Raw genomic sequence first — 24,368 nt, 5'->3', positions numbered from 1 at the left:
ACACTTCCCCAATTTAGAGGTCAGCTGTTGCGCTGCAAGAGGGAAGCTTCTTATCCTGCCGGGGGAACAAAGCCTTCGAAGACGATCTGGTCGGCAAAAAGCGCAGCACGCTCCCGATCCTGCTGGGTTCGCACGGTCCAGCTCATGATGGGGGTGCCTTTGAGTTTTTTCATGATTGAAGGCCCAAAGGCTGGCAGATCCTGAATTCCATAGGAAATGAAATGCGGCGCAGTGCGCGGGGTGTGAAGCAGATTGCGAAGGATAAAGCGATCCATACGGGTGTAATTGGTCTTGGCGTATTCATCATGAAAGCCAAAGGAAACGATCCCACGCAGGATTTCGGGCCGGTGCGCGCGGGCAACTGACAGCATGTCGGGATCAAACGACTTGATGCAGACCGGCCCTTTGTATTGGACAAGAGTGTCGAGAATGCCTCGGACGAAGTCGGCCTGAGCGTCGCGGGCGCGCCTCGACTTGATCTCTATGACGAGTGGAGCGCGGCCGGCAGTCAGATCCAGCAGATCCTGCAGCATCCACAGCTTGTCGCCACCTTGCTTCATGGCAAGCCCGGTCAGCTCAGACGCGGTCCACCGGTTGACCTGCCCGGTCCCATCGACAAGCCGGTCGAGGACATAGTCGTGATGGACAAGTGCTTGGCCGTCTGCCGTTTCCTGCAGATCGACCTCAACACCGAAGCCCTGTTCGATGGCAGCAGACACCGCTGAGGGGGTGTTCTCGATGAGTTCTCGGCTCTTGTCATGGAGGCCGCGGTGGGCGATCGGGTGAGCGAAAATTTCTTGCAGCATGGACATCAGTGGACCCTTGGGGCGGTGCTTTGCGCGAAAAAGTTCGGCAACTGAACGTGAATTATATGACGGGCTTTTGACGCTGACGCCATGTCGCCGTTCGGCCCGCCGGTCATCCCCCAAAATCGGTAGCATACCGGCAGGCTCCTACACCTGGGTCATCGATTGTCAGTCGTCAGAGACTTCAAAGATGGCCTCAATCTCGACGGCGACACCAAAAGGCAGTGAGGCGGCGGAGACGGCGGATCGGGCATGGCGGCCTTTGTCGCCCAGAACCTCAACCATGAAATCGGAGGCGCCGTTGATCACCTGTGGTTGCTGGGTGAAGTCATCGGTGGAATTGACGAAGCCGACGAGTTTGATCAGGCGAACCTTGGCCAGATCGCCGACAGCGGCCTTGGCCTGCGCCAACAGATTGATCGCACACAGACGGGCTGCCGATTTGCCATCCTTCAGCGATGCATTGCCGCCAAGTTTTCCCACATGCTCCAGGCCATCGGGGCCCATTGGAAGCTGACCTGAGATGAGCAGCTGGTTGCCGGAGCGGATGTAGGGAACATAGTTCGCCGCAGGGGCTGCCGGAGACGGTAATTCCACACCCAGTTTGGCCAGGCGGGCATCGATGGTTCCGGTGTCTTGATCGCTGGTCACGTGTCTGAAACTCCATGCAGAAAGGGTGAATTCCGTTCGTTTTTAGAGGGGAGACCGGGGCAAGGGCAAGGGCGACCGCAGCGAAAACACGCGTGAAGCGAATTGTCCACCAGTGCGGACCGCTAAGAGCTGGCGGGGGCTGGGTGAAGGCTTTAGACTGAAAGCATCAAGCTGGACAGTATCGTTCTGGCGGGCAGCGTTTGTGAGTGGGAGATCAGTATGCAGGCGACGACCGCGTGGATGCAGCGAGCGGAGGTGCTTGCGCCAACCGGCTCTTCTGTGAGTCTCCGCTTTCTGGGCCTCCTTTCAGCGACAGCTGCTTGCGTTGCGCTTCTCCCCGCTTTGGCAGGAGCCGTCGAGGTGGGGGCTTCGCCGGGGCAAAGTGAAGCTGGCCAGTCCACAGCGGTCGTGCTTCTGCCGCATCGTGCCATCTACAATCTGCGCCTGGTGGAATCCGATGATGGAGCCGGCATCGGCAATGTGCGCGGCCGGATGGTCTATGACTTCGCTGGCAGCGTCTGCGATGGCTATTCCACCAGCTTCCGCTTCGTGACCGAATTTCAGGACACGCAAGGCCTGGGGCAAGTGACGGATTTGCGCAGCACATCCTATGAGAGTGCGGATGGCGACCAGCTGGAGTTCATCAGTCAGGCTTATGTCGCGCAAAAGCTGATGGAGGAAAGCAAGGGCATTGCCAAGCAGGAGGCCGGAAAGAAGGTCGTTCAGCTCAGCAAGCCCACGCAGCGCACGCTTGATCTCAAAACATCGGTTTTGTTTCCCACTCAGCATCTGGTGCGTGTCATTGAGGCGGCCAGATCCGGCGATGTGTTGGTGCTGGCCGATGTGTTCGATGGGTCTGAAAGCGGAGACAAGGTGTTTGCCACGACGACAATCATCGGTCACTCGCTGGACACGCCAATTCCGGCTGATGATGCTTCCGCCAAGGGGGTGGAAGCTGTTCCGCAGGGACGGCATTGGCCTGTGTCGATCGCTTACTTCGATCCTGAGAACGCCGGCGTCGGAGAGCAATTGCCGGCCTATCAAATGTCTTTCCAGCTTTATGAGAATGGCGTCAGCCGAAGCCTCAAGCTTGACTATGGGGATTTTGTGCTGCAGGGCACGCTGTCTGATTTTGTAATGCACGACGGGCCCAGCGGCTGCGCGGACTGAGGTTTGGCGTGTTGCATAGTGGGCGAAAGCTACGTTTACTCGGGGCGGCGCTTGTTGACCGAAGAGGCTTGGCCCTCGGGCTGATCTTCTCGCAGTTTGTCGCGCTCTTTTCGCGATTGGTGACTGAGGCCGCGTTCGACGGCGGTCTTGCCGTATTTCTCGCGGACCCGGTCCATTGCCAGTTCGGCATTCTTGCGGCGGTCTGCATCCTGGTCGACGAGATCTTGCGGGTCGGCATTGTCCGGGCTGGACAGATCTGACAGGCCTATGCCGATGAGGCGGAAACGTCGTTGACCATCGACTTCCCGCTCCAGAAGATTATCGCCGGCGCGAAACAGGCGGTCGGCGAGCTGGGTTGGGTCGGCGAGCTGACGTGAGCGTGTGATGGTCTTGAAGTCAGCGGTCTTCAGTTTGAGCGTGACAGTCCGGCCTGCATGATCGGCTGCCTTCATGCGGCGTGAGACCTTTTCACTCAGATCCAGAAGGATTGGCCGCAGAACCTCCAGACGAGAGATGTCGGAGTTGAAAGTGGTCTCGGCGGAGACGCTCTTCGTTGGCCGTTCCGGTGTGACCTTGCGGTCATCGCGGCCATGAGAAAGCGTTGCCAGTCGGATCCCCATGGCACCGTAGCGCCGGGCCAGATCGGTGGGATCCATCAGCTGCAACTGACCAATTGTCGTCAGTCCGTCGCGGGCGAGCGTGTCGCGCAACACTTTGCCAACGCCCCAGATCTTGCCGACGGGCATATCCGCCAGGTAGGTTTTGGCTTCGGCGGCCCCGATCACCGAAAAGCCGCGCGGTTTGTCCAGGTCAGAGGCCAGTTTTGCCAGGAACTTGTTGGCGGCCAGGCCGACCGATACGGTTATCTTCAAGTCCTCTTCTATGGCGCGGGCAAATCGCACCAGGGTTTCGGCTGCGCTGGCATGGTGCAGCTGCTCCGTTCCGGTGAGATCAAGAAAAGCTTCATCGATGGAGATTGGCTCAACCAGCGGCGTCAGGGCACGCATTCTCTCGCGGATATTCTGACCGACTTCGGCGTATTTCTCCATGTTCGGTTTGACGACAACAGCGTCGGGACAGGCCTCGAGCGCCTTGAACATCGGCATGGCCGAGCGCACGCCGTAGATGCGGGCGATATAGCAGCAGGTGGAGACGACGCCGCGCTGACCGCCGCCGACAATGACTGGCTGGTCTATGAGGTCCGGATTGTCGCGCTTTTCGACAGAGGCATAAAACGCGTCGCAATCGACATGGGCGATGGTGAGTGAAAAAAGCTCAGGATGCTGGAGCAGGCGCGAGCTTCCGCAGGAGGGGCAACGCTGGCGGCGCGGGCGCACGCGTTGGCAACAGTCCCGGCATAGAGCCTGTGGACTGGTCTCTGATACAGAAGGGGCGGACGAAACGAGGGTCACGAACGGAGATCTGCCAGCTGAATTACCCAGGGGAGGTGGACAGAACCAGGGTCAGTCCCTGTCCCGTGCCGACTGCGCCATGATAGCCTCGATGAATGCGGTTGTCTCAGCCCAATCGCCGCTTAGCAGATCGATGTGATCGGCGGGGAGATGGGCTGTGCGAAAACTGTCGTCGGCGATGAACTGGATCAGTTTTGCCGTTGGCAGGCTGGCGTGCACCGAAGCCTGGTTCACGGTGCTGTCGTCGATGAAGACAATTGGACTCTGACGGCCAGCCGAAAGGGCTGCCACGGCACCGCCTTTCGGACCGGAGTTGGTAATCATCGGGTAGTCGATGTCGGCGCTCTTCAAAAGTGTTTCGCGGGCAGCCCGGTTGTGGGTGCCCGGCAGGTTTGTCAGCAGGATGATGTCCATGTTGCGCGCGAGCTGTCGCAGCGCCTGGGGCGCTCCTTGCACCACCTCCTGAGCATGCACGAAAGCGTCGAAGAAGGTGTGTATATGCCTCCGCACTTCGTCTGCTGCTATCGGCACATTCTCGCCGCGGCGGGCGATGTTGCCGGTCAGCTTGTAGACGCGCTGCATGAAGACCAAGCCGAGATCAGCGAAATAGGCCTCCATCGGCCGAATCAGGTGGAGGATGACCTCATCGACGTCACAGACCACGAGTGGCCGGTCCGATGCGGGGATCTGGCGGATCTGGGAAAGTGTTTCGGGAAGGACGGGATGGGGCTCAGGCATAATCGTCCGGGTGTCCGACAAGAGCAAAGCGCGATGCGGCAATCATCGTGGGCCGGACGCCATGGTTCTCGCAGAAGGTCAGCAGTAAAGCCTCGTCACCCATCAGAAACTCAAGCACACCGGCAAGAAAACCCGGTTCTTCTGCCGCGTCGCGGATTGATTCCGGACCGATTCCCGACACGGCCAGGAAGCGTCCGACCAAATCAGGGTCCTGAGAAATATGAATAAGGGCGTTGGTGGCAATTTCTTGTGCCTCATCAACGTTGATTGTACGTCCAGTGGCCGAATGCATCGCGAATTTTTGCCTTTCTGAAACGATTCCGGGTTAGAACATTTACTAACAGCGGAGAGGGGACCTACGCCACAGCTTCAAGATGTGGCGTATCGTTTATCAGACATTACCCGGCTGCATGCCGGATTGAAGGGCCTAATAATGTCAAAGACTGTGCTTATCGTGGAAGATAACGAGCTGAACATGAAACTGTTTCATGATCTACTCGAAGCACACGGCTACAGCACCTTGCAGACGCGCACGGGGATCGAAGCGCTCGAGCTTGTGCGCCAACACCGGCCTGACCTGGTTCTGATGGATATCCAGCTGCCGGAAGTGTCCGGTCTGGAGGTGACCAAATGGATCAAGGAAGACGACGAGATCAGCATGATCCCGGTGATAGCGGTAACCGCTTTTGCAATGAAGGGTGACGAAGAACGGATCCGCCAGGGTGGCTGCGAGGCTTATCTGTCGAAACCCATTTCCGTGACCAAATTTCTCGACACGGTGAGATCCTATCTTGGCGAAGGCTGACAAGCCCTGCGACCTGTAAAATGTCTCGGGGCTGCGCAGGTCGCCATGGGCATTAAGGTTAGCGGTTTACTAAGAATGCAGACCAGTTTGTCTGTACCCCTTATCATTGTTGATTTCTAATGCCCTTTCAGTAGTGTGCAGCTGCGTAAACACGCGCTGCCAAGAGACTGTCTGCCGGCTTCCAAGGCGGATTTGGATCAGGTTTCACTCACGGACACCCTGGTCTTTCAGGGTTGTGAGCCAGCGATCCGACCGATTGGCGCAAACGGTTCTAATCCCTACGGTGCAACTCAGGTCCGCCGCATCTCCTGGGTCCGTGGGGCCGGCCGGCGTGGCAGCAAGTCGAAGAGTGGCCTCCTCGTATACTTGTCGCCCGCCGGCCACTCCTTCCAGAGTACCACAAATGCCTTGACGGTCTTGCCCCTAAGGAATTCTATCGGGGTATTACGTAGAGATATTGCGCCTACTCAAGATTGTTTCTTGATCCCTTAAGTTAAAATGTGAGTGTATTTGTCATGTAAATTATCGATAATTTTTTGACTTTGTTGTTTTTGTGTATTTTTGTTCTTTCCCTACGCGTTAGTGATTTGGTTTTGATAATAGTTGATGTCGTTATGCGTTTTTCTGACATATCTGCTGGGTTAACCAAGGTTTTTACTCTGAGTTAATCCAATGCATGTCTGCTTGTCCTCAAATTGAACCGGGGAAATCAGAATGTTCTCGTTGCTTGGAAAAATGCGCATCACCCAAGCCATGGCACTGGCCATCGGCTGTTTTATGGCACTGGCGATGCTGGCTATTGGCGGCATTGTTTACAATGTCGCATCTCGACAGGCTGAAGAGCAGGCTGTCTCAAAGCAGAACACCAGCCTTCGTGTGGCGGCCACCTACCTCAGCGGTTACATCGACGGCATGTCCGTTGAGTGGGCTGCTGACGGCAATGTCTCACGTATCACGATGGATGCGCTGCCGGAGTTTTCCAGTCACGAGCTGATCGACAGTGTCGGCGCGATGACAGGGGAAACCGCAACGATCTTCCTCTGGGATGAAGAGACCCGCGATTTCTGGCGCAAGACTACGAACATCGTGAAGCCTGACGGAAACCGGGCAGTCGGAACGCCGCTGGGCCAGAAGGGCGCCGTTTATCCTGTCGTGATGAAGGGCGAAACCTTCAAGGGCAGTGCAACAATCCTCGGCACTGACTATTACACGATCTACGCTCCGATCTATTCGGCTTCCAATTCAATTGTCGGCATTCTGTATGCCGGTGTGGAGCAGGCCGCGATCCATGCGAATGTCACCGAGCTGATGACGAACTTCATGCTTCTCACTCTGCCTGTCGTACTGATTGCCATTGCTCTTGCGCTTTTCGTGACCACGCGCCTGCTGCGTCCGCTGTCGAGCCTTGCCGCTTCGGCGGTCGGTATTTCAGAAGATCGCCTGGACGATGAGGTCGAGCACACTGGCAGGTCGGATCAGATTGGTGTCATCGCCCGTGCGGTTGAGACGCTCCGTGAAAAGCAGTTTGAGCGCCGGACACTGAGCGGTCAGCAGGCTGATAATGAAGCCCATGCTTTGAACAGGCAGCAACGCGTGCAGGACATGATCTCCAAGTTCCATCAGCGCGCGACAGAGCTTCTTCGCTCGGTCAGCGAAACGGCTGGCGGGCTGGAAGACACTGCGCGGTCGCTGAGCGGCATTGCTCAGCAGAGCACACAGGGCGCCGAGGCAACTCTGGTGGAATCTGATGCGGCGACCGGGAATGCACAGGCTGTTGCCGGCGCTGCGGAAGAGCTGGCAGCCTCCATCGGTGAGATTTCTCGCCAGGTCGCGCAGACAACCGAAGTGGTTGATCGGGCAACCCAGGGCACTCGCCACACCAATGAGAAGGTCGAAGGCCTTGCAGCCTCTGCGTCCAAGATTGGCGAAGTCGTTACGCTGATCCAGGCAATTGCCGAGCAGACCAACCTTCTCGCCCTGAACGCCACCATTGAGGCTGCGCGCGCCGGAGAAGCTGGCAAGGGCTTCGCGGTTGTTGCAGCCGAGGTGAAGGAACTGGCGACCCAGACGTCGAAGGCAACTGAAGAAATCAGTGCCCAGATTTCAGCCATTCAGGACGCGACCAAACAGTCCGTTCAGGCGATTGCGGAAATCACTGACATCATGGATGAAGTGAACCAGTACACGGCAACCATCGCAGCTGCGGTGGAAGAGCAGGGTGGGGCGACGAACGAGATCTCCCAGAACATCCAGCGTGCTGCACAGGGCACTCAATCGGTCTCCGCCAACATCCAGCAGCTCACCGGTAGCGTTGCCCAGACCTCCAATTCCGCCGATATGGTTCTCAGCGCTTCTGGCGAGCTGAACCAGCGCACGGAGACGCTGCGCGAGGAAGTGGAAGTGTTCCTGAAAGACGTGGCGGCGGCGTAAGCGCCGCCCCATACGGGATTTTCAGACAAATAAAAAACCCGCCGAATTCGGCGGGTTTTTTTTAAAATGAAATCGGAAGAACCGAAGATCTTACTTGATCTTGGCTTCCTTGAATTCCACGTGCTTTTTAGCAACCGGGTCGTACTTACGTACGGACATCTTTTCGGTCATGGTACGGGAGTTCTTTTTGGTCACATAGAAGAAGCCTGTGTCGGCAGTCGACAGAAGCTTGATCTTGATAGTGGTCGCCTTGGCCATAGCCTTCGATCCTGTTTTTTCTTTGAAGGGGCAAACAGTGCTTTTGGCCAGGTTTTCACTGGCGGTAAACTTGCCCGCGGGATTTCACTAAATCAGCGCGCAAACTACTCATCGTCACCGCAAAGTCAAGCATTGTCGCGGCTGAGGTCGAAATAAGCGGCAAAGCTTGTTTGGATTGCCCAGCTATTCACAGAAGACGGCGTTCGAAGCGACCGTTCCTGAAGAAATAGAAGGGCACCGGGGTCTCCGGCGACAGCTGTGAATCCTCGACAAGACGCTCGTTGAGGTCCATCAGAATCTGTCTGGTGATCGAGGGTAGGCTGTCCAGCTGCATGGCGTCGTCGAGCGGTAGCCAGGCGAGTTCTTCCAGCTCTCCGGTAGGTCCGGTGCCAGAAGCCAGCCGATGGGCCACAGCGCCCGCGTCAACGGCAAGGAAGCGTGTGTCGAAGCGGCGTGACCGGTTCGGTGGTGTGATGGCGCGGCCGATGAAGCGGATGGGCGACAGATTCGGTACGATATCGAGTTCGGAAAATGCTTCGAATCCCTTTCCCAGTTTCAAAGGCCGAGGGCCATCATGCCGGTCGCCGATGAACAGGCCAGCCTCTTCGTAGGTTTCGCGAATGGCTGCGATACCAAGGGCGCGAACGCGCGCTTTTGACTTTGGGCCTTTCAGATCAAGGCTGAGCTTTGCGGTCACGCCTGGATGGTAGTCACCGACAACGGGCGTGCGCGAATCGGTCGGGTCAACGCGACCGCCGGGAAACACGAATTTCCCCGGCATGAAGACGTGGTCCTGATGCCGGCGCCCCATCAGAACCTTTGGCGTTGGTTCTGTCCTGTCGAGAATCAGAAGTGTGGCAGCGTCCTTGGGACGTTTGTAGGGGTGGCGCTCGGCTTGTTCGTTGTCGGGCGTCATTGTTGCTGAAGCAACCGAAGCTGAGGTCATTGAAGCGTGTCCGCTGGGTCAGGAATTGGCAGGTCTTCACCGGAGTGAGGATCGAAGCCATGCATGAAGAGAGCCCACTGCAGACCGATCAATGCCCCCTTGATGGGGCGCAGGAAGCCCAGCGAGAGCAGCAGGGTAAGCGGCAGCCACAACACCATGTGGACCCACAGGTCGGGACGATAGGTCATCTCGACGGCCAGCATGGCGGGAATGATGATATGTCCGACCACTGTGATGGTGAAATAGGGGGGAGCGTCATCCGCCCGGTGATGATGAAATTCTTCACCGCATACCGAGCAAGCATGTTCGACCGTCAGATAGCCCCGAAAGAGCTGGCCTTCATGGCAATTGGGGCAACGATTCACGCTGCCCCGTACCATCGACTGAAGAACCTTGCGTTTGGGCAATGAGGCTCTGTCTTCTGCTGAAGGCTGAGCGGTCGGGTAGGTCCCGCCGTGGTTTTTGATGTGTACGCTCATCAGCTCTCGTTTCCAGAGTTCTCCCTGGTCGACGCTCTGGCCTTGCGTGCGGCACGGGAGGGTTTAGAGCCGCTCTTGCCACCGCCGCTGGTGCCGGGTCGCTTGGGCCCTGGTGTCGTACCACCTTTGGGACCGGAGCGGGAACCGCTGCGGCCTGGGGTACGCTCCGGAGAGGCCCGGCCACGACGTTGAGCGCCGCCCGAACCACCAGATCCCTTTCGGCCCGGCGTGAGGACTTCGAAACGCAGCGCGCCAGCAAAGGGAGCGGCTTCTACCAGTTTGACGTCGACTATGTCACCAAGCTGATAGGTTTCACCGGATTTGTCACCTATGAGCGAATGCGACCCTTCGTCATACCTGTAGTAGTCCAGGCCGATGGTGGAGGCAGGAACAAAGCCGTCTGCACCGGTGTCATTCAGGCGAATGAACATGCCGGACTTCACAACGCCTGCAATGCGCCCCTTGAAGGTCGCGCCGATCTGTTCGGCCATCCACAGGGCGATGAGACGATCGATGGTGTCGCGTTCCGCCAGCATGGCCTTGCGTTCAGCTGCCGAAATTTCAGCACCGATTGCTTCAAGCTTTGCTTCAATGCCTTCAGGCAGCCCATCGTCCCCCAGTCCGTGAGCTGCGACCAGTCCGCGGTGGACGATCAGATCGGCATAGCGGCGGATCGGGGAGGTGAAATGGGCATAGCGGCGCAGGTTCAGGCCGAAGTGTCCGATGTTCTGCGGATTGTATTCCGCCTGCGCCTGGGAGCGCAGGATCACTTCGTTGATCAGCTGCGACTGGGGACCGTCCTTCACCTTGGCGAGAATGCCGTTGAAGACGGACGGACGCAGCCCGCCAGTGGATGGCAACTTCATGTTGATGGTGGAGAGGAACTCCTTGAGGTGCTCCAGCTTTTCCGGCGTCGAAGCATCATGAATCCGGTAGAGAAGGGCGGTCTTCTTCTTCTCCAGCGTTTCGGCTGCGGCCACATTGGCCTGAATCATGAACTCTTCGATGAGCTTGTGGGCATCAAGACGTTCCGGAACGTAAACGTGATCGACGCTACCGTCTTCCTTCAGGGCGATCTTGCGTTCCGGCAGATCCAGCTCAAGCGGTTCTCGTGCATCGCGGCCCAGTTTCAGCACCGCATAGGCGGCCCAGATGGGCTTCAGAACGCCGTCGACGAGGGTTTCGGTCTTGTCGTCCAGAACGCCGTCGATGGCTTTTTGCGCCTGCAGATAGGACAACTTTGCAGCCGAGCGCATAAGCACCCGGTGAAAGGTATGTCCGGTCTTGCGGCCTGTCTTGTCAAAGACCATGCGGACGGCCATCGCCGGACGATCTTCCTTTTCTCGCAGGGAGCAGAGGTCATTGGAGATTCGCTCCGGCAACATCGGGATGACACGGTCTGGGAAATAGACGGAGTTGCCACGCAGATGGGCTTCGCGATCCAGAGCGGAACCCGGACGAATGTAATGGGCAACATCGGCAATCGCCACATAGACCACTTGTCCGCCTTCGTTGGCCGGATCCTCATCTGGCTCCGCAAACACTGCGTCGTCGTGGTCCTTGGCATCCGGCGGATCGATGGTAACAAGCGGTATCTTGCGCCAATCTTCACGCTTGCCCAGGGTGACCGGTTGGGCCGCCTCGGCTTCGGCTATGACCTCGCGTGGAAACTCATGGCGGATGCCATGGGAATGCAGGGCGATTTCCGAGATGGCTTTTTCAGAGCCGGGGGCGCCGAAACGCTCGATGATCTCTGCACGCGGCGCGCCGTAGCGACCTGACTTCGTCACTGTCACGCTGACAAGGTCGCCATCCCTGGCGCCCTTGAGATCAGCCGGATCCACGTCCATTTCACGGGACTTCCGGTCAATCGGCTCCAGATAGGGCCATTTATTGCCTTCACGCAGGCGGAAGATACCGAGGATGGCTCCGTGGCTCTTCTCCAGAACCTTGATGATGCGGGCCGCATACTGGGCCTCGAACCCGGTCTCTGCATCGGTCAGCCGAATCAACGCCCTGTCGCCAAGGCCGGGCTGCGGTCCCTTGCCCTTGGTCGTCAGGATCAGAACCTTAGGTGTCGGGCCGCTTTCCGGATCCCAGTCCTCAGGTTCACCCAGAAGCTCGCCATCCTCGTCACGTGCCACCAGGGCCACAACGAAGACCGGCGGGAGGTCGCCAGGACGGATGAGGCGCTTCTGACGCTTGGCCACAAGGCCTTCGCCAGCCAGGTCCTTGAGCATCTTCTTCAGCTGAATACGGCCTGCGCCGGTAATGCCAAAGTGTCGAGCGATTTCGCGCTTTCCCGCCTTGCCGGGATTCTCCGCTACAAACGCGAGAATGTCGTCGCGTGAGGGAAAATCGCCGGTGGTCTTGGCGGCGGCCTTGCGTCTGGCGACGGCTGGCCGTTTGGGCTTTGGTGGGCCCGAGCGTCTTGTGGTCAAGAGGCGTCATCCGCCGCAGCGTCGTCGGCTGCGGTTTTCGTTGGTGTGGATTTCTTCGGCGCGGCTTTTTTAGCAGCCGGCTTCTTGGCAGCGGTCTTCTTTGCTGCCGGTTTTTTCTCAGCTGCCTCGGCCCCGTCCTTGGCGGCCGCCTTTTTGGTGGTGGCCTTCTTGGTCGCGGGCTTCTTCGCAGCAGCCTTTTTCTTGGTTCCGCCCTTGGAAGCCTTGGCCGCGATCAACTCCAGAGCCTGCTCAAGAGTAACGGCCTGCGGGTCGGTTTCCTTGGGCAGGGTCGCATTGATCTTGCCGTGTTTGACATAAGGGCCATAGCGACCGTCGTAAACGTTGATCGGGCCGCCTTCTTCCGGATGGTCGCCGAGTTCCTTCAGCGGCTTGGCTGCGGCGCCGCGCCCACCCCCGCCCTTGGCACGTTTTTCGGCGAGGGCATCAACCGCACGGTTGATGCCGACGGAAAAGACTTCGTCCGGCGACGTCAGGTTGGCATAAGTGCCTTCATGCAGGACGAATGGTCCATACCGGCCGATGCCGGCGGTGATCATTTTGTTGTCTTCAGGATGCGGGCCGACTTCACGTGGCAGCGACAGCAGCTGCAATGCCTTCTCGAGGTCAAGATCCGCAGTCGACCAACCTTTCGGCAGTGAGGAGCGCTTGGGCTTGGCTTCCTCGCCAAGCTGCACATAGGGGCCAAAGCGACCGGTGCGCAGGCTGACGTCCAATCCGCTTTCAGGATCTTGTCCCAGGACCTTCGGGCCGTCTGCCGCCCCGTCTGCATCACCATCGCCCGATTTTGAGAGCTGGCGTGTATAGCTGCAATCGGGATAGTTGGAGCAGCCGATGAAGGCGCCAAAGCGTGAAACCTTCAGCGACAGCTGGCCGTCGTCGCAGGAAGGGCAGGCGCGCGGTGCGGTGCCGTCTTCCTTTTCGGGGAAGATGTGCGGCGCCAGAAGGTCGTTCAACGCATCGAGAACTTCGGAAACCCGCAGATCCTTGATCTCGGTGACTGCGCCGGAGAAATCACGCCAGAAGCCACGGAGAACTTCCTGCCAGGACATTTCGCCAGCGGAGACCTTGTCGAGCTGTTCCTCTAGGCTGGCAGTGAAGTCGAACTCCACATAGCGGTTGAAGAAACTCTGGAGGAAGGCGGTCACAATGCGGCCCTTGTCCTGAGGGACGAGCTGCTTCTTTTCCAGTTCGACATACTCGCGGTCGCGCAGGGTCTGCAGGGTCGAGGCATAGGTGGAAGGACGGCCAATGCCGAGTTCTTCCATTCTCTTCACCAGACTTGCTTCCGTGAAACGTGGGGGCGGTGCCGTGAAGTGCTGTGCCGCTTCCACTGGCTTGGCGTCCGTGCCGGTTGGCGCAAGGTTCAGGACCGCGCCATCATCGACGGCGGGCAGACGGCCGGATGCTTCCTCGTCGTCGTCGTCGCGACCTTCCTGATAGAGCGCCAGAAAACCGTCAAAGCGCACGACAGAGCCGGTGGCGCGCAGGGTGGCAGCCTTCGTTCCGGTCTTGGCGTCGATATCGATGGTGGTGCGTTCCAGTACGGCACTTTCCATCTGGGAGGCCATGGTACGCTTCCACACCAGCTCGTAAAGTCGCGCCTGATCGCTGTCGAGGAAGCGGGCGGCGTCCTTCGGACGACGGAACATGTCGGTCGGACGAATAGCTTCGTGAGCCTCCTGCGCATTCTTCGCCTTGGTGGAATAGAAGCGTGGCTTCTCCGGCACATAGTTGTCGCCGTAGTCCTGTCCGATGACGTTACGGGCGTCGGACATTGCTTCACCGGCGATCTGCACACCATCGGTACGCATATAAGTGATCAGGCCAGTGGTTTCCCCGCCGATGGAGATGCCTTCATACAGTCGCTGCGCCACTTGCATGGTGCGCGATGCGGAGAAACCGAGCTTTCGGCTGGCTTCCTGTTGCAGCGTCGAGGTGGTGAAGGGAGGCGCTGGGTTCCGCTTGGCCGGCTTGGATGTGACCATCGACACATTGTAGCTGGCGCTTTCCAGCATGGTGCGGATTTCGGTGGCCTGTTCCTCATTGGTGATGGAATGGCGTCCGAGCTTTTTGCCTTCAAAACCGGTGATGCCGGCCTGGAAAGTCGCATCCGAAGGGGTCTTCAGATTGGCGAGGATCGACCAGTATTCCTGCGGGTTGAAGACCTCAATCTCCATTTCCCGGTCGCAGATCAGACGCAGCGCCACGGACTGAACACGACCGGCTGAGCGGGCTCCCGGCAGCTTGCGCCAGAGCACCGGCGACAAGGTGAAGCCAACGAGATAATCGAGCGCGCGGCGGGCCAGATAGGCATCGACCAACGGCGTGTCGAGCTGACGCGGGTTCTGCATTGCCTCGAGGATCGCCTTTTTGGTGATCGCATTGAAGACTACGCGTTCGACCGGCTTGTCCTTGAGAACTTTTTTCTTATGCAGAACTTCCAGAACGTGCCATGAAATCGCTTCTCCCTCTCTATCAGGGTCAGTCGCGAGAATGAGGCGGTCGGCGTCTTTTACTGCGCTGGCAATCTCATTGAGCCGCTTTTGGGACTTGGTATCCACCTGCCAGGTCATGGCGAAGTCATCGTCCGGGTTGACCGAACCATCCTTCGGCGGCAGATCGCGCACATGGCCATAGGAGGCCAATACCTGGTAGTCGGAACCGAGGTATTTGTTGATGGTCTTGGCCTTGGCCGGGGATTCCACAATGACGATGTTCATTCGTACCCAAAGCGTTTTGACGGAGATCGCGAGACGACGGGCGACGCGCTCATCCGTAGGTAAATTCTGATTTGAATTGGCGACGATCACGGATCCGAGGCCGCCTGTCAAATGGACTTTTGTGGGCTTCCGGTCAAGGAGGGTCTCTCGAAGCCGGTCGATTAACAACGAGAAATAGCCAGTTTCACCAAGGTTGAAGCCTGTCTGTGTTGCATATTCTTTGTTGAATGGATCTCGCGTGAACGCCAATGCAGGCGGTCAGTATAACAGGGTAACCTTCTGACCGCCGTGACGTTCCAGACGTCCCGCGAGCTCCAATTCCAGCAGTACGATATGGACGCTTCGGGGGGATAGTCCGGTAAACTGTATCAACTCATCGATTGCGACAGGCGTTGGCCCCAATGCAAGGATCAGACGGTCTCGCTCAGTTGCGCCAGGCAGCTCTGGAGCACCGACAAAGGAGCCGCTGTCATCCGGGCCTGGCTCTTCAAAGGGCAGGTCTGGCTCGTTTCGACCAGCCAGAGCTTCCAGTACATCTCTGGAATTGCGGATCAGCATGGCGCCCTGGCGGATCAGTCCGTTGGCGCCCTCCGAACGCGGATCGAGCGGTGATCCGGGAACAGCAAAGATTTCCCGATTCTGTTCCAGGGCGAAGCGGGCGGTGTGCAGGGACCCGGAGCCTTTGGCAGCCTCTATGACGACAACCCCGAGAGCCATGCCGGAAATCAGACGGTTGCGTCGAGGGAAGTCCCGCCCTCGCGGTTTCCAGCTGAAAGGCATCTCGGTGATCAGGTTGCTATCTCTTGAGACGATCTCTTGGGCAAGGTCGCGGTTCTCGGGCGGGTAGAGGACGTTGATTCCACCGGCGAAGACGGCGGTTGTGCCGCCCTGAAGGGAGGCTTTATGAGCGGCTGCATCGATGCCGCGGGCCAAGCCGGAGACGACGAGGTAACCTTCCTCGGAGAGTTCGGATGAAATCTGGCGCGCCAGTTTCTGTCCTGCCAGCGAGGCGTTGCGTGCACCCACCACGGCGACGCTGAGCGGTCGGCACAGTTCTGTGCCACCTGCGACCGACAGCAGGGGCGGTGGGCCATCGATATGGCGCAGGTGCGGAGGGTAGTCAGGTTCGCCGAGTGCGACAAGCCTGGCGCCTGCCCGGTGATGGGCGTCCAGTTCGGCTTCGGCGTCCTGCAGGGGGCAGATGCGAATTGTGGTCTTGCCGCCGCGCCGCGATAGCCCAGGCAGGGCATCGAGGGCTGTTTCGGCGGAGCCAAAGTGATTGAGCAGGTCGCGGAAGGTTGCTGGACCGACGTTTTCCGATCGGATCAGCCGGAGCCAGGCGAGGCGCTGGACCTCGTTTAACTTCAGGGCGTTTTGGTGTGACGCCCCTGGCATTGTCAGTCCTGGCCGACCGGCGGTGCCGGATCTTCAGGTGGCGGCGCGGTTGATGATCTTTGGCCGATCTTGCTCTCCTGGCCGGACAAAAGCCGGCCGATGTTCTCGTGATGCTTGGCCCATAGTAGCGCGCAGAGAACCGCAAAGACAGACCCGGTGAGCGTATCGCCGAGTGCCAGCAGCAAGAGAGGCGCAGAAAGACTTGCCGCAAGCGCCGACAGTGACGAAAACCGGAAGAGAGCTGCCGTGGCGATCCATATTACGGCAAATGTCAGGCCAACTGGCCAAGCGAGGCCCAGCAGGATACCCAGATAGGTGGCGACCCCCTTGCCGCCCTTGAACTTCAGCCAGACTGGATAAAGGTGGCCAAGGAAAGCGGCAAAACCAGCCAGAAGCGCTGCGTTCCGGCCAAAGAGGACGCCGACAAGGAGGACTGCTGCCGTGCCCTTGAGCGCGTCTCCCAGCAGAGTGAGTGCCGCCAACTTCTTGCTGCCGGTCCTCAATACATTCGTGGTGCCGATGTTACCGGAACCAATCTCGCGAATGTCGCCATGACCAGCGAGCCGGGTGATGATCAACCCGTAGGGCACCGACCCCATCAGATAGCCGAACAAGGCCACTGCAAGGGTCAGGGGAATGGAAAGACCCCATCCAGCAACTTCAGGCAAAGCGACGCCTCCCGCGACGATAGTTCATCAGTCCTGTCGGACGTTGGGTCTGAGTTCTGATCAGAATCGGACCTGTCCGGCTATTTCTCAATCGTAGGTGTAGACGGTCTTGCCTGCAACAATGGTACGCAGAACGCGACCTGAGAAGCGAGCATCCTCGAACGGCGAATTCTTTGATCTTGACTTGATCGCTGCCTTCTCAAGCACCCACGGCAGCTCCGGATCGAAGACGATCACATCCGCTGGAGCACCTACTGTCAGACGTCCGGTGTTCAAACCAAGGCGCTTGGCCGGATTGAGGGTCATCTTTGCCAGCAGTGACAGTAGGTCGAGGTCTTCATTGTGATAGAGCCGCAAAGCGGCTGCCAGCAGCGTTTCCAGACCAATGGCGCCATCTTCGGCTTCTGCCCAGGGGTGACGCTTTGTCTCGACGTCCTGTGGGTCGTGATTGGAGACGATCACGTCGATGACATTGTCTTTCAACGCCTGGATCATTGCCTGGCGGTCGTCCTCGTCACGCAGGGGCGGGGACATTTTGAAGAAGGTCCGGTAGGAGCCAATGTCGTTTTCGTTCTGGGTCAGATGATTGATCGAGACACCTGCTGTCACGTCCAGTCCACGGTCCTTGCCGATTTGCAGTACTTTGGCGCTTTCCGCAGTAGAGAGGAGGTTGGCATGGTAACGGCTCTTCGCCATGCCTACGAGGCGAAGGTCACGCTCCAGCGCAATGATTTCGGCTTCGCGCGGGACCCCGCTCAGGCCCTTCCAGGAGGCGTTCAGGCCGGCATTCATCGAGCCGCCCGCCAGATCCGCATCTTCGGTGTGGTGGACAATCAGCGCGTCGAAATCCCGCGTGTAGGTCATGATGCGTCGCAGGATCTGCGGATTACGCACGGACTTGTGGCCGTTGGAGAAGGCGATTGCACCGGCTTCCTGCAACAACCCGATTTCCGTCATGTCCTCACCGCGCAATCCCTTGGTGAGGGCTGCCATCGGCTTGACGTTGACAATGGCCGTGTCGCGAGCGCGGCGCAGGATGAAGTCGACCAAGGCCGGGTCGTCGATCACCGGATCGGTTTCCGGCATAGTGCAAATGGTCGTGATGCCGCCGCTGGCTGCTGCCAGAGACGCGCTGGCAAACGTTTCGCGGTGTTCCGCACCCGGTTCGCCAACGGATACGCACATGTCGATCAGGCCGGGGGCAACGACGGCGCCATTGCAATCGAGGATCTCGGCACCCTCCGGAGCGCCCTGATTTGCGGCTTCCGGTCCGGCCGCGAGAATGGTGCCGTCAACGATGATGACGGCGCCCGGCGCATCGAGATTGCGCGCCGGATCAATCACCCTTGCGTTGGAAAGCACCAGGGGTTTGGAAGTGTCTTGAGCCACGGGTCTTGTCCTCAGCTGGTAGGCAGATGGGCGGCCAGGGCTTCCAGCACGGCCATGCGCACGGCAACCCCCATTTCTACCTGTTCGCGGATCAGGCTCTGCGGTCCGTCAGCCACTGCGGGATCGATCTCGACCCCTCGGTTCATTGGCCCCGGATGCATGACCAGTGCGTCTTCATTGGCGTAAGACAGCTTTTCCTGATCAAGCCCGTAGTAGCGATAATACTCGCGCACCGAGGGGATGAAGGCACCATTCATTCGCTCGCGCTGGAGCCGCAGCATCATCACGATGTCGGCGCCTTTCAGCCCTTCGCGCATGTCGCGGAAGACCTCCACACCCATCTTTTCAATACCGGAGGGCAACAATGTGGACGGGGCTATGACCCGAACCCTTGCGCCGAGCGCGTTGAGCAGGATGATGTTGGAGCGGGCCACGCGAGAATGGGTAATGTCGCCACAAATCGCGACGGTCAGCCTGGCGATCTTGCCTTTGTGGCGGCGGATCGTCAGGGCATCGAGCAGGGCTTGTGTTGGATGCTCGTGCGGGCCGTCACCGGCATTGACCACCGAACAACCGACCTTGCTGGCGAGCAACTGTACGGCGCCCGCGGCATGGTGGCGGACCACCAGCAAATCCGGATGCATGGCATTCAGCGTGGCTGCGGTGTCAATCAGGGTTTCGCCCTTTTTTACCGACGACTGGCTGACGGCCATGTTCATCACATCCGCGCCAAGCCGCTTTCCTGCAAGTTCAAAGGACGACTGGGTGCGGGTGGAGTTTTCGAAGAAGAGGTTGATCTGGGTGCGCCCACGCAGCACCGGTTTGATCTTCTCAACCTTGCGGCTGATTTCGACGGCCTCTTCGGCCCGGTCCAGAAGACCGAGAATTTCGTGGGGTTGCAGTCCTTCGATGCCTAGCAAATGCCGGTGAGGGAAGGGACTGTCTCGATGGGGGTCTGTTGAGCTCATCGAGACCAAGGCTATAGGCACATTCCGACTTGTGGACAAGTTCTATTGAATTGGCGCGGGCTCCATCCACTCAAAAAATCGGGATGGGGTTCCCAATCTCAGTTCAGCAAGGCGAGAGCCAATGGAATCGTGACGATGGCGGCCAGCGTTTGAAGGGTCAGAATTTCAGCCATGAGCTTGGTGTCGCCGCCCATCAGTCTGGCCAGCAGGAAGGCGTTGCTGGCAGAGGGCACTGAGCAGGCAATGATGATCGCGGTGTGAGCGTTGCCGGTGACGCCGAACAAGTAAGCGAAGGTTGCGCCGACAAGCGGGCTGATCAACAGGCGGATGAAGGCGCCTAGGGTCAGGGCTGGACCTGGGCGGCGCAGGGCGTTGAGGTCAAGGCCTGCGCCGACGCAGATGATACCGACGGGCAGGGAGGCGGCGCCGAGCATGTTGAGGGTCTGTTCGGCGAAGCCTGGAATCGGGATCGACAGCACGTTGAAGACAACGCCGACAGCAATGGCGATATTGAATGGGTTGGTATAGAGATCCCGCGCGACCTTCGCCGCGCTGGGCTTTTCAGCACTTTTGCCCCACCGCGACAGCACAAGGATCGAGGAAACGTTCAGGACCGGTATCATCACGACCATCGCAACCGCGAGCAATGCCACGCCTTCCGGACCCATCAGACTGTCGGCCATGGCAAGAGCCAGGAAGCCATTCCAGCGCACAGCGCCTTGGAAGATGGATGTGAATCGCGGGCCGTTGATCTCGAATTTTGTCTGCATGACCGGGCGCAGCAGCAGGACGAGGGCGATCATCACCAAAATCGCGCAGAGCAACGCCAGTCCCATTTCCAGTGCGGGCACCGAGGCGAAGTCCACCATGGCAATGGATTTGAACAGAATCGCCGGAAACAAGAGGAAATAGGCCAGCCGCTCGATACCGCGCCACTGATCCTTCGAGATCAATCCAGTTCGCTCCAGCAAATAGCCCAGTGCGGTGATCAGGATAATGGGCAAAAGGGCGAGGAGCGTGGTCAACATAAGGGGCTATCCGAACGGGATTTAATGCGTCGATGGTCACTACTAGCCCTGAGGTCCACTGGCCAGCAAGGTCAGCGCCTCACCGAGATGGTCTTTCGCTTGAGACATTTGTTCCAAACCCCATTCCGAAGACACAGGTTTGGCGACGTTTCTCCTGCTGGTGCAACGAGCGCGATGATCAAATTCAGGTTACGTGGAAAGGCTTGAAGGCGGGGGGCGTCAGTCGCCGAAGAAGACCCGGCCACTTCCTCTGGGGCCCTGCATGTTGCTCAGACGGTCGAGAAACCCTTGCAGGATGAAGGCGGCGGCCATTTTATCGACGACCTCTGCACGGCGGGCGCGGCTTGAATCGGCTTCGATCAATGTGCGCGTGACGGCTGCAGTCGAAAGACGTTCATCCCATAATGTGATTGGCAGATCGGTCTTGGGGGCGAGATTGCGGACAAAGGCTCGGGTGGCCTGAACGCGCGGGCCTTCGGTGCCGTTCATGTTGAGGGGCAGTCCAAGAACCATGCCGCCGACTTCCTGCTCCCGACAGATTTTCAGTAGCAATTCCGCATCAAGGGTAAATTTCTTGCGCCAGATGGTTTCCATCGGCGAGGCAATGCCACGGCCTAGATCTGAGAGAGCCAGCCCGATGGTCTTGGTGCCCAGGTCGAGCCCGATCAGTCGGGTGCCTGCCTTTGCAGCAATCAGGAATTCATCAATGGAAAGCGTCGGATCTATGGCCATATTCGCGCTTTAGCAGGAGTTTTCGTCAAAAGCCAGCAGCTGCGGGCGTTAGGTGCAAAAGCATTTAATGCCGGTAGGTCCGGCAAGGAAGGTGTATCTGCCTACAACCTGTGCAGTGCTTATGGTTGCAGTGCAAAATAGGTATGCAATAATGAAAAAAATTTAGTTATTGTATACAAAAATGCAAGGTTGAAACATTTAAGTATTTGAAAAGATTAAAACTTAAAAACTGGCATCCTTCTTGTATCTATAGGGTCGAGCGCGCCTAGCGCCAGTTTGGTCGCTTCCTCCCAGGCGACCCCCGAACATGAAGGATTAGGTTCCATGGAACGTCGCAAGTTTCTGAAAGGCGGTCTCGTTGCCGCTGCTGTTGCTCCCCTCGCAGCTCCCTCCATCGCCCGTGCCGCTGACACCTTCTCCTGGAAGATGACCAACGCCTATGGTCCGGGTTCTCCCTTCTACGTTGAAGGTCCAGGCAGCCCGACCGACTTTTGCAAAAAGGTCGAGGCCATGTCCGGTGGTCGCCTGAAGATCCAACACTTTGCGGCAGGCGAATTGATCCCTGCGATGGAAGGCTTTGATGCCGTTCGTTCCGGTACGGTCGAGATGAATGCTGCCAATGCATATTTCTGGGCGGGCAAGATCCCGGCCGCTCAGTATTTCACCACGGTTCCATTTGGCTTGAACTTCCAGGGCATGAACGCATGGCTCTATCATGGTGGCGGACAGGCCCTGTGGGACGAGCTTTATGCGCCGCTTGGCATGAAGGCCCTTCCCATGGGCAACACCGGCGTGCAGATGACCGGCTGGTTCCGTAATCCGATCAGGTCGGTCGATGATTTCAACAATCTGAAGATGCGTATTCCTGGTCTTGCCGGGAAGGTCTATTCCGAACTTGGTGTCGATGTGAAGCTGCTTCCGGGCGGGGAAATCTTCCCGGCACTGGAACGCGGCGTGATCGATGCTGCGGAATTCGTCGGACCTTATCAGGACCGTCGTCTCGGACTTCAGAACGCTGCCAAGTACTATTACACCACCGGCTGGCATGAGCCGTCCAATGCGACCGAGCTGCTGATCAACAAGGCTGCTTGGGACACCCTGCCGGCTGACCTCCAGGCAATCGTGTCTTCTGCTGCAATGGCCTGCAATCTGGAAAGTCACACCTGGTGTGAAGCCAACAATGCGGCCGCTATGGTGGATCTGGTTGAGAACTTCGACGTCAAGGCCGACGTTCTGCCGAAGGAAGTTGTTGCCAAGTTGAAGGAAGTCACGGACCAGGTTCTCGCCGATGGCGCGGCTGCCGACCCGGCCACAAAGAAGGTGCATGATGCCTTCTTCGCCTTCAAGAAAGAGCATGACCTGTGGGCTTCCATTTCCGAGAAGCCGTACCACAACCTGCTCGGCTGATCTGTAGATGATGAGCTTTCTCAAACAGATGGAGGGCGGCGCATCTTGCGTCGTCCGCATCGTTGGCAATGTGGCAGCCTGGTCCGGGCTGGCGCTTGTGCTTCTTGTCGCCTTCAACGTGCTGGCGCGTTACCTGTTTTCGTTTTCCAGCGTGGCATTGCAGGAGCTGGAATGGCACCTGATGGCCGTGGCAGCTCTGTTTGGCATGTCCTACGGCCTCAATCAGGGTGGTGAGGTTCGTGTCGACATTTTCTATGCGCGCTTTTCAGGTAAGACCAAGGCGGTTGTCGATTTCTTCTCAAATGCGGCTTTGACGCTGGTTGCCATCTATGTGGTCTACCTCTCAGTCAAATACGTCCAGAGCAGCTATGCCATCATGGAAGGCTCTCCCGATCCGGGTGGGTTGCCCCTGCGCTACATCCTGAAAGCCGCCATTCCGGCAGCCTTCACTCTGCTCGCCCTCCAGGCATTGGCCATGACGCTTGGCGCACTGCGCCTGATTGTCGGCTCACCTGATGAAGCTGGCCAACACTAAAGACAACAGACTATGCCTTTTGCTGAAATTCTACCGCTGATGATGATCGGCGCATTCTTCCTGCTGTTGCTCGGCGGGGTCCCCGTGGCAATCTGCCTTGCTGTAACGGGCTTCGTGTTTGGCTACATCGGCTTCGGGCCGGTGCTCTTCAATCTTATCCCCGCGCGCATGTTCGGGGTGGTAACCAACTACACGCTTCTGGCGCTTCCGCTTTTCATCTTCATGGGCATCATGTTGGAGAAATCGAAGATCGCCGAGGACCTTCTGGACGTCATCGGTCTGGCGATGGGCGGCTTGCGCGGTGGCATGGCGCTGGCAATTGTGCTCGTCGGCGTGCTGATGGGGGCGGCCTCGGGCGTTGTCGGTGCCACCGTCGTCACCATGGGTCTCATCGCGCTGGGTCCGTTTCTCAACCGGGGTTACAACAAGGCGATTGCCAGTGGTGTGATCTGCGCTTCCGGCACGCTAGGGCAGATCATTCCCCCCAGCCTGGTGCTGATCCTGCTCGCTGATATCATGGGCGAGAGCGTCGGCACGCTGTTTGCCGCAGCCCTGATTCCGGGCTTGATTCTGTCGGGACTGTTCGTTTTGTTCATCCTCGGACTTGGCGTGTTTGCCCCAAAGATGGTTCCAGCGTTCCCGCCGGAAGAGCGGGCACTTTATAGCGGCGGTGACATTGCCCTGAAGCTGTTGAAGGTGGTGGTGCCACCTCTGTCGCTGATCTTCCTGGTTCTCGGATCGATTATTGGCGGGATTGCTGCTCCAACCGAAGCTGCTTCCATGGGCGCTTTCGGATCTCTGGTTCTGGCCGCCCTCTATGGTCGCTTGAACCTCTCGGTTTTGAAAGATGCGGTCAAATCTGCCTTCGTCACTTCGGCCATGGTGTTCTTCATTCTGGTAATGTCACAGCCATTCGGTCTGGCGTTCCGGGGACTGGGTGGAGAACGGCTTGTTCAGGATGCCTTTGCGATGGTGCCGGGCGGGCTGAATGGCCAACTTCTGTTTCTGATGCTGATCTTGTTCGTGCTGGGTTTCTTCCTGGAATGGATCGAGATTTCCTATATCGCCCTGCCATTGTTCATACCGATTTTCCAATCGGCTGGCGTGGACATGGCCTGGGTGGCGATCCTGGTTGCGGTCAATCTGCAGACGTCGTTCCTGACGCCGCCGTTCGGCTGGGCACTGTTCTTCCTGAAGGGGGTGGCGCCGCCTGAGCTGAAGACCAGTGATATTTACAAGGGGGTCATTCCCTTTATCGGTCTGCAGCTCATTGGTCTGGCACTGGTGTTCTGTTTCCCGGCACTGGCGACCTGGCTGCCGAATGCCATTGGGTGGTAAAGCAGCCCACGCTCATCGCTCAATGGAAGGG

22 protein-coding genes are annotated in these 24,368 nt (G+C 58.3%); 6 read left to right on the top strand and 16 right to left on the bottom strand.

The annotated features are described in order from the left end of the window. Positions 1–50: 50 nt before the first annotated feature. Entirely contained in the window at positions 51–812 is a 762-nt protein-coding gene (locus tag J0X15_RS05925; RefSeq protein ID WP_206938902.1) for a glycerophosphodiester phosphodiesterase family protein, read from the bottom strand. 162 nt (positions 813–974) lie between these two features. Then, a complete protein-coding gene (locus J0X15_RS05920) occupies positions 975–1,457 on the bottom strand; it encodes a RidA family protein (protein ID WP_206938900.1) in 483 nt (160 codons plus the stop codon). A 219-nt stretch (positions 1,458–1,676) separates the two neighbouring features. Between J0X15_RS05920 and J0X15_RS05915 the strand changes: the two genes are divergently transcribed. Continuing rightward, entirely contained in the window at positions 1,677–2,627 is a 951-nt protein-coding gene (locus J0X15_RS05915; RefSeq protein ID WP_206938898.1) for a cell envelope integrity EipB family protein, read from the top strand. Between the two features lie 35 nt (positions 2,628–2,662). Here J0X15_RS05915 and J0X15_RS05910 read toward each other — a convergent pair whose 3' ends face one another. Genes J0X15_RS05910 through J0X15_RS05900 form a run of 3 tightly spaced genes read right to left on the bottom strand, consistent with a single transcriptional unit; the run spans position 2,663 to position 5,069 of the window. Then, positions 2,663–4,039 (bottom strand): DNA polymerase IV, encoded by a 1,377-nt coding sequence (locus J0X15_RS05910; RefSeq protein ID WP_206938896.1) that lies wholly within the window; start codon positions 4,037–4,039, stop codon positions 2,663–2,665. Positions 4,040–4,090: 51 nt separating this feature from the next. Further along, the gene (locus J0X15_RS05905) at positions 4,091–4,777 is read right to left on the bottom strand and encodes a hypothetical protein (RefSeq protein ID WP_206938894.1); all 687 of its coding nucleotides are present in this window, start codon (positions 4,775–4,777) and stop codon (positions 4,091–4,093) included. Further along, positions 4,770–5,069, bottom strand: a complete 300-nt coding sequence (locus tag J0X15_RS05900; protein ID WP_206938893.1) for a DUF3572 domain-containing protein — start codon at positions 5,067–5,069, stop codon at positions 4,770–4,772. The genes J0X15_RS05905 and J0X15_RS05900 overlap by 8 nt, the downstream gene beginning before the upstream one ends. Positions 5,070–5,210: 141 nt before the next feature. Here J0X15_RS05900 and J0X15_RS05895 point away from each other — a divergent pair, with 141 nt between their 5' ends. Both J0X15_RS05895 and J0X15_RS05890 read left to right on the top strand, forming a co-directional pair. After that, the gene (locus tag J0X15_RS05895) at positions 5,211–5,582 is read left to right on the top strand and encodes a response regulator (RefSeq protein ID WP_206938892.1); all 372 of its coding nucleotides are present in this window, start codon (positions 5,211–5,213) and stop codon (positions 5,580–5,582) included. A 714-nt stretch (positions 5,583–6,296) separates the two neighbouring features. Beyond that, a complete protein-coding gene (locus tag J0X15_RS05890; protein ID WP_206938891.1) occupies positions 6,297–8,012 on the top strand; it encodes a methyl-accepting chemotaxis protein in 1,716 nt (571 codons plus the stop codon). Positions 8,013–8,102: 90 nt separating this feature from the next. Here J0X15_RS05890 and rpmG read toward each other — a convergent pair whose 3' ends face one another. From rpmG to ruvX, 11 genes are all read right to left on the bottom strand, one after another. Then, positions 8,103–8,270 carry a 50S ribosomal protein L33 gene (rpmG, locus tag J0X15_RS05885; RefSeq protein WP_206938890.1) on the bottom strand — a complete coding sequence of 56 codons (168 nt, stop codon included), beginning with the start codon at positions 8,268–8,270 and terminating at the stop codon, positions 8,103–8,105. A gap of 187 nt (positions 8,271–8,457) precedes the next feature. Beyond that, entirely contained in the window at positions 8,458–9,216 is a 759-nt protein-coding gene (locus J0X15_RS05880; protein WP_209015108.1) for an NUDIX hydrolase, read from the bottom strand. Continuing rightward, positions 9,213–9,695 (bottom strand): DUF983 domain-containing protein, encoded by a 483-nt coding sequence (locus J0X15_RS05875; RefSeq protein ID WP_206938889.1) that lies wholly within the window; start codon positions 9,693–9,695, stop codon positions 9,213–9,215. Before J0X15_RS05875 ends, J0X15_RS05880 begins: the two co-directional genes overlap by 4 nt. Beyond that, positions 9,695–12,136 (bottom strand): ribonuclease R, encoded by a 2,442-nt coding sequence (gene rnr / locus J0X15_RS05870; RefSeq protein ID WP_206938888.1) that lies wholly within the window; start codon positions 12,134–12,136, stop codon positions 9,695–9,697. The genes J0X15_RS05875 and rnr overlap by 1 nt, the downstream gene beginning before the upstream one ends. Beyond that, entirely contained in the window at positions 12,133–14,877 is a 2,745-nt protein-coding gene (gene topA, locus J0X15_RS05865) for a type I DNA topoisomerase (RefSeq protein WP_206938887.1), read from the bottom strand. The genes rnr and topA overlap by 4 nt, the downstream gene beginning before the upstream one ends. 258 nt (positions 14,878–15,135) lie before the next feature. Beyond that, positions 15,136–16,272, bottom strand: coding sequence for a DNA-processing protein DprA (gene dprA, locus J0X15_RS05860; protein WP_206938886.1), 1,137 nt, complete (start codon positions 16,270–16,272; stop codon positions 15,136–15,138). 2 nt (positions 16,273–16,274) lie between these two features. Beyond that, complete coding sequence (plsY, locus tag J0X15_RS05855; RefSeq protein WP_209015107.1) at positions 16,275–16,940, bottom strand: glycerol-3-phosphate 1-O-acyltransferase PlsY; 666 nt, start codon at positions 16,938–16,940, stop codon at positions 16,275–16,277. Positions 16,941–17,027: 87 nt separating this feature from the next. Then, a complete protein-coding gene (locus J0X15_RS05850) occupies positions 17,028–18,329 on the bottom strand; it encodes a dihydroorotase (RefSeq protein WP_206938881.1) in 1,302 nt (433 codons plus the stop codon). A gap of 11 nt (positions 18,330–18,340) precedes the next feature. Beyond that, the gene (locus J0X15_RS05845) at positions 18,341–19,297 is read right to left on the bottom strand and encodes an aspartate carbamoyltransferase catalytic subunit (protein WP_206938880.1); all 957 of its coding nucleotides are present in this window, start codon (positions 19,295–19,297) and stop codon (positions 18,341–18,343) included. 98 nt (positions 19,298–19,395) lie between these two features. Further along, positions 19,396–20,325: an AEC family transporter gene (locus J0X15_RS05840; protein WP_206938879.1), complete on the bottom strand. Its 930-nt coding sequence runs from the start codon at positions 20,323–20,325 to the stop codon at positions 19,396–19,398. Between the two features lie 219 nt (positions 20,326–20,544). Beyond that, positions 20,545–21,057: a Holliday junction resolvase RuvX gene (gene ruvX, locus J0X15_RS05835; protein WP_206938878.1), complete on the bottom strand. Its 513-nt coding sequence runs from the start codon at positions 21,055–21,057 to the stop codon at positions 20,545–20,547. Between the two features lie 324 nt (positions 21,058–21,381). On the opposite strand from ruvX, the gene J0X15_RS05830 reads away from it, so the two are divergent. From J0X15_RS05830 to J0X15_RS05820, 3 genes are read left to right on the top strand one after another with little or no spacing between them, the layout of a single operon-like run. Next, on the top strand, positions 21,382–22,464 hold the full coding sequence (locus J0X15_RS05830) for a TRAP transporter substrate-binding protein (protein WP_206938877.1): 1,083 nt from the start codon (positions 21,382–21,384) through the stop codon (positions 22,462–22,464). 7 nt (positions 22,465–22,471) lie between these two features. Beyond that, on the top strand, positions 22,472–22,999 hold the full coding sequence (locus J0X15_RS05825; RefSeq protein WP_206938876.1) for a TRAP transporter small permease subunit: 528 nt from the start codon (positions 22,472–22,474) through the stop codon (positions 22,997–22,999). A gap of 12 nt (positions 23,000–23,011) precedes the next feature. Further along, positions 23,012–24,337, top strand: a complete 1,326-nt coding sequence (locus J0X15_RS05820; RefSeq protein WP_206938874.1) for a TRAP transporter large permease — start codon at positions 23,012–23,014, stop codon at positions 24,335–24,337. Positions 24,338–24,368: the final 31 nt, after the last annotated feature.

It is taken from the genome of Roseibium limicola (genome assembly GCF_017313085.1).
GTDB classification, from domain to species: Bacteria; Pseudomonadota; Alphaproteobacteria; order Rhizobiales; family Stappiaceae; genus Roseibium; species Roseibium limicola.
This window is presented reverse-complemented; position numbering and strand designations above follow the sequence as displayed.

Coding starts and splice junctions, on each gene's coding strand:
- J0X15_RS05925 (WP_206938902.1), bottom strand. CDS start 812: ATGTCCATGCTGCAAGAAATTTTCGCTCACCCGATCGCCCACCGCGGC.
- J0X15_RS05915 (WP_206938898.1), top strand. CDS start 1,677: ATGCAGGCGACGACCGCGTGGATGCAGCGAGCGGAGGTGCTTGCGCCA.
- J0X15_RS05905 (WP_206938894.1), bottom strand. CDS start 4,777: ATGCCTGAGCCCCATCCCGTCCTTCCCGAAACACTTTCCCAGATCCGC.
- J0X15_RS05900 (WP_206938893.1), bottom strand. CDS start 5,069: ATGCATTCGGCCACTGGACGTACAATCAACGTTGATGAGGCACAAGAA.
- J0X15_RS05895 (WP_206938892.1), top strand. CDS start 5,211: ATGTCAAAGACTGTGCTTATCGTGGAAGATAACGAGCTGAACATGAAA.
- J0X15_RS05890 (WP_206938891.1), top strand. CDS start 6,297: ATGTTCTCGTTGCTTGGAAAAATGCGCATCACCCAAGCCATGGCACTG.
- rpmG (WP_206938890.1), bottom strand. CDS start 8,270: ATGGCCAAGGCGACCACTATCAAGATCAAGCTTCTGTCGACTGCCGAC.
- J0X15_RS05880 (WP_209015108.1), bottom strand. CDS start 9,216: ATGACCTCAGCTTCGGTTGCTTCAGCAACAATGACGCCCGACAACGAA.
- J0X15_RS05875 (WP_206938889.1), bottom strand. CDS start 9,695: ATGAGCGTACACATCAAAAACCACGGCGGGACCTACCCGACCGCTCAG.
- topA (WP_206938887.1), bottom strand. CDS start 14,877: ATGAACATCGTCATTGTGGAATCCCCGGCCAAGGCCAAGACCATCAAC.
- dprA (WP_206938886.1), bottom strand. CDS start 16,272: ATGCCAGGGGCGTCACACCAAAACGCCCTGAAGTTAAACGAGGTCCAG.
- J0X15_RS05845 (WP_206938880.1), bottom strand. CDS start 19,297: ATGAGCTCAACAGACCCCCATCGAGACAGTCCCTTCCCTCACCGGCAT.
- J0X15_RS05840 (WP_206938879.1), bottom strand. CDS start 20,325: ATGTTGACCACGCTCCTCGCCCTTTTGCCCATTATCCTGATCACCGCA.
- ruvX (WP_206938878.1), bottom strand. CDS start 21,057: ATGGCCATAGATCCGACGCTTTCCATTGATGAATTCCTGATTGCTGCA.
- J0X15_RS05830 (WP_206938877.1), top strand. CDS start 21,382: ATGGAACGTCGCAAGTTTCTGAAAGGCGGTCTCGTTGCCGCTGCTGTT.
- J0X15_RS05825 (WP_206938876.1), top strand. CDS start 22,472: ATGATGAGCTTTCTCAAACAGATGGAGGGCGGCGCATCTTGCGTCGTC.
- J0X15_RS05820 (WP_206938874.1), top strand. CDS start 23,012: ATGCCTTTTGCTGAAATTCTACCGCTGATGATGATCGGCGCATTCTTC.